Annotated in this window: 6 protein-coding genes and 1 pseudogene; 3 read left to right on the top strand and 4 right to left on the bottom strand. The window is 68.0% G+C overall.

The window, feature by feature from the left end:
* From BDIM_RS02720 to hppD, 3 genes are all read right to left on the bottom strand, one after another.
* Positions 1-578 (bottom strand): isoaspartyl peptidase/L-asparaginase family protein (locus tag BDIM_RS02720; RefSeq protein WP_040344797.1); only part of this gene is annotated, 578 nt, incomplete at its 3' end.
* A gap of 110 nt (positions 579-688) precedes the next feature.
* Positions 689-874, bottom strand: a complete 186-nt coding sequence (locus tag BDIM_RS02715; protein WP_003164030.1) for a hypothetical protein — start codon at positions 872-874, stop codon at positions 689-691.
* On the bottom strand, positions 875-1,960 hold the full coding sequence (gene hppD / locus BDIM_RS02710; protein WP_003164029.1) for a 4-hydroxyphenylpyruvate dioxygenase: 1,086 nt from the start codon (positions 1,958-1,960) through the stop codon (positions 875-877).
* 224 nt (positions 1,961-2,184) lie between these two features.
* Here hppD and BDIM_RS02705 point away from each other — a divergent pair, with 224 nt between their 5' ends.
* Genes BDIM_RS02705 through BDIM_RS02695 form a run of 3 tightly spaced genes read left to right on the top strand, consistent with a single transcriptional unit; the run spans position 2,185 to position 3,964 of the window.
* Positions 2,185-2,766 (top strand): YqaA family protein, encoded by a 582-nt coding sequence (locus BDIM_RS02705; protein WP_003164028.1) that lies wholly within the window; start codon positions 2,185-2,187, stop codon positions 2,764-2,766.
* Between the two features lie 55 nt (positions 2,767-2,821).
* The gene (locus tag BDIM_RS02700; RefSeq protein ID WP_003164027.1) at positions 2,822-3,361 is read left to right on the top strand and encodes a disulfide bond formation protein B; all 540 of its coding nucleotides are present in this window, start codon (positions 2,822-2,824) and stop codon (positions 3,359-3,361) included.
* 12 nt (positions 3,362-3,373) lie between these two features.
* Complete coding sequence (locus BDIM_RS02695) at positions 3,374-3,964, top strand: demethoxyubiquinone hydroxylase family protein (protein ID WP_003164026.1); 591 nt, start codon at positions 3,374-3,376, stop codon at positions 3,962-3,964.
* A gap of 27 nt (positions 3,965-3,991) precedes the next feature.
* On the opposite strand, the pseudogene BDIM_RS02690 reads toward BDIM_RS02695, so the two are convergent.
* Positions 3,992-4,369, bottom strand: a pseudogene (locus BDIM_RS02690) (esterase-like activity of phytase family protein); the annotation flags it as partial.

The following is a 4,369-nucleotide window of genomic DNA, read 5'->3' as shown; positions in this document are numbered from 1 at the left end:
CCTTCCGGGCGCGGCGGCAGGGGCTCGCCCCGGTCGCGCAGCGCCTTCAGCAGGGCCTGCCAGCGGCTTTCGGTGAAGAAGAAGGACGGCGCCACCTCCTCCAGCCCGGCCGAGCGGGCGAAGGTCTCGGCGCCTTCGCCGATCAGCATGACGTGGGGCGACTTCTCCATCACCGCGCGGGCGGCGGCGATCGGGTGACGGGTGCGGGTCAGGCCCGCGACGGCCCCGGCGTTCAGGTCCGTTCCGTCCATGACGGCGGCGTCCAGTTCATTCTTCCCGGCCGAGGTGAAGACGGCGCCGCGCCCGGCGTTGAACAGGGGGTTCTCCTCCATCACCTCGATGGCGGCCTGAACGGCGTCCAGCGACGAGCCGCCGCGCGCCAGCACGGCCGATCCGGCGTCCAGCGCGGCTTGCAAGCCTGCGCGATAGGCGGCGTCGCGTTCGGGGCTCAGCTGGGCGCGCTCAATCACGCCCGCGCCGCCGTGGATGGCGAGCGACCATTGCGGCGCATCCTGAGCGACGGCCGGGCAGGCCAGCAAGGCGGCGGCCGCTGCGGCGGCCAAGGCGATGGATTTCATTTCAAGCTCCCCATTCATTCTTTTTCTCCCTTCGCGAGGGAGGCGGATCGGCCGCGATGGCAGACGAGCCGGAGAGGCGGCGTCAATCGCCCAGGCCCCTCCGCCTTAGTCTAGCGTTTATGATGCAGGCGTCGCCACAGGCGGTGGGCCAGGATGGGGGCGAAGCCGCAGACCAGGGCGGCGGCCAGGACCATCCAGAAGCCGCCCCCCAGCCAGTACTCGCCCGCCAGGGCCCCAGCCCCAGCCGCTAGAAGCGGACCGAGCCAGGGCAGCCAGTGCGGAGGCCGAAACCGCATTCAGGCGTCGACCTTGATGACGCCGCGACGGATCTGGTCCAGCTCGATCGAGTCGAACAGGGCCTGGAAGTTGCCGTTGCCGAAGCCTTCATTGCCCTTGCGCTGGATGATCTCGAAGAAGATCGGCCCGAAGGTGTCCTGGGTGAAGATCTGCAGCAGCAGGCCTTCCTCGTCCGAACCGTCGATCAGGATGCGGTTCTTGCGCATCCGCTCCACGTCCTCGCCGTGGCCCGGCAGGCGTTTGTCGATCAGCTCGAAATAGGTCTCGATGGTGTCCTGGAAGTCGACGCCGCGTTCGCGCATGGCCTCGACCGTCTCGAAGATGTTCTCGGTCGTCAGAGCGATGTGCTGGATGCCTTCGCCGTTGTAGCGGCGGATGAATTCCTCGATCTGGGAATTCTCGTCCTGGCTTTCGTTCAGCGGGATGCGGATGGCGCGGTCGGGCGCGATCATGGCCTGGGAGAACAGGCCCGTCGCCTTGCCCTTGATGTCGAAATACTTCTGCTCTTCGAAGTTGAACACCGAGCTGTAGAAACCCGACCAGGTGCGCATCTCGCCGCGACGGACGTTGTGCGTCAGGTGGTCCAGGATCTCCAGACCCACGGAGTTCTTGCGCTCGGCCTCTTCCCAGCCCTCGATCTCGTCCCAGGCGTCATACAGCGAGCCGTTCTCGCCGTACTGGTCGATGACGTACAGCAGGCTGCCGCCGATGCCCTGCAGCACATAGGGGTAGTCGCCAGCCAGGGCGCCGCCGCCCGTGCCTTCGGCCTTGCGGGCGCCGCGCGCCAGCGCGCCCTCATAGGCGGCCTTGGCGTCGGCGACGCGGAAGGCCATGCCGTTGGCCGATGGGCCGTGGTCCTTGGCGAAGTCCGCCGCCTGCCCGGCGGGCGTGCGGTGGACCAGCATGGTGATGTCGCCTTGCTTCAGGCGCACCACGCCGTTGGCCGGGTTCACATGGGTGGGGGTGAAGCCCATCAGCTCCAGGCGCGAAATCATCGCTTCGGGCTCGGGGCCGGTGAATTCGACGAACTCGAAGCCGTCGACGCCGAGGGGGTTTTCCTGGTCGAGTTTGGCGGCGTCCTGCATGACGCGTCTCCTCTCTCTTATGGTTTGACGCGGCTCAGGCCGACATGGCGCGGCCGCTGATTGGGGCGGAACCTACTGGCGGGGCGGTATCGGGCGCAAGGCGGCTGTGGACTGAAACGGCACACGTTCCGGTGTCGCAGGCGATCGTTCGCCTCTCGCGCCGTTTCGCCTGGCCTGCTATCGGGCGGGGGACGAGAGGCGGGGGCCTCGATCGGGACGCCTGAATGCTTCGCAAGCTTTACGACTGGGTCTTCTCTCTGGCCCGCCACCGTCACGCCACGCGCTCGTTGGCCGTCGTTTCCTTCGCCGAAAGCTCCTTCTTCCCGATTCCGCCGGACGTCATGCTGGCGCCCATGGTGCTGGCCAAGCCGGAACGCGCCTATTTCTACGCCACGGTCTGCACTATCGCCTCGGTGCTGGGCGGAATCCTGGGCTACGCCATCGGCTACTGGCTGGAGCCGGTCGGCATGTGGATGCTGGCCCTGCTGGGCAAGGCCGACACCTTCGAGGCGTCCAAGGCCCTGTTCCAGCAGCACGGCGCCTGGGTCATCCTGATCAAGGGGCTGACGCCGATCCCCTTCAAGCTGATCACCATCGCCTCGGGCATCTTCCAGTTCAATCTGGCGCTGTTCATCGCCCTGTGCGTGCTGACGCGCGGCGCCCGCTTCTTCCTGGTGGCCTTCGTGCTCAAGCGCTGGGGTCCGCCCATGCTGGCGATCGTCGAAAAGCGGCTGGCCCTGTTCACCGTCCTGTTCCTGGTCCTGCTGGTCGGCGCCTTCTTTATGGTCAAGCTGATCGGTCACTGATCGACGCCGCTCTCCGCTCAGTTTATGAGAGGCGCCTGGTTCCTGTGAGGCGCAGATGAGCGCGATCTACAAATTGCTGACCCGCTGGTGGACCGCCTTCGCTCTTGGGGCGTCGCTGGCCATGCTGGGCGCGGCTCATGCGTTCGAGCGGTTCGGCGGAATGCCGCCGTGCAGCCTGTGCCTGAAGCAGCGCGAGGTCTATTGGGCCGCCGTCGCCATCGCCGGGGCCGCCACCTTCTGGGCTCTGTTCAGCCGGGCCAGCCGGGGCACGCCGCGCATCGCCTCCTTCCTGCTGGCGGCGATCTTCCTGACCGGGGCGATCACGGCGGGCTATCACGCCGGGGGCGAGCTGAAGTGGTGGGCCCTGCCGGCCACCTGCATGGCCGCGCCGAGCACCACCATCGACCTGTCGGCCCTGACCGCCCTGATCGACGGCACGGGCGGAAGCGCGGGCTTCGTCTCCTGCGGCGACATTCCGTGGAGCTTCGCGGGCCTGTCGATGGCGGGCTGGAACTTTGTGATCTCCCTGGCGCTGGCTGTCTTCAGCCTGCTGGCGGCGAAACGTCCCAAGGACGCCCGCGCGCCGAGGAGCTAGGATAGAGGCGTCATGACCCAATCAGCCGAAGCCGTCTCCGCCGCCCGTCGCATTCCCCTGGCCCGCCCCGGCGTGGGGCAGGACAAGGCGCGCCTGGCCGAGATGCTGCGCGTCGACCACGCGGGCGAGTTCGCCGCCGTCCACATCTACCGCGCCCAGCGCGCCGTGCTGGAGGGCCGCAAGGGCAAGGACGCCATCGCCGCCGACCTGACCGAGATGGAGGGGCACGAGGCCGTCCACCTGGCCCGGTTCGAGGCTTTGCTGAACGAGAACCGGGTGCGCCCCACGGCCATGATCCCGCTGTGGAAGCTGGCGGCGACGGCCCTGGGCGCCGGGACGGCCCTGATCTCGGAAAAGGCCGCCCACGCCTGCACCGAGGCGGTCGAGAGCGTCATCGAGAAACACTACGCCGACCAGATCGAGGAGATCCGCGACCGCGATCCCGAACTGGCCGCCGAACTGACCAAGTTCCGCGAAGAGGAACTGGCCCACCACGACCACGCCATCGAGCACGGCAGCCGCGAGGCTCCCGCCTACCGCCTGCTCAGCAGCGTCATCAAGGTCGGCTGCAAGGCCGCCATCAAGATCAGCGAACGCATCTGAATCCCTTCTCCCCTTGAGGGAGAAGGGTCACTTGACGTCAAACGCCAGCATCAGGGTCTTCTGCGCCGGATTGGCGTTGTCGTCGGACAGGATGTAGAGGCGCGTTCCTTCCGCACGGCGCTCGGCGGCGATCCCCTCGAAATTATCCGTCAGGCCCGGCAGCTTCAGCTCGACCAGCACCGGCCCCAGCGCGCCGTCGGCGTCCATGCGGCGCACGCGGGCGCGGACGTCGAACGGCGGACGCCATGACCGCTGCACCGCGAACCAGCCGTCGCCGCGGGGATCGCGCTCCAGACCGGTCAGCCGCCAACTGTCAGTGGGTGCCGTCGGCTCGACCACGGGGCGGCAACCCTCCAGCGAGCAGTCCCAGACCCCGCCGCCTTCGCCGCCGACGCGCCAGCCGCC

The organism is Brevundimonas diminuta ATCC 11568 (assembly GCF_000204035.1).
GTDB lineage: Bacteria > Pseudomonadota > Alphaproteobacteria > Caulobacterales > Caulobacteraceae > Brevundimonas > Brevundimonas diminuta.
Note: the sequence above shows the minus strand (reverse complement) of the source record. Positions and strands in the feature narration are given on the sequence as shown.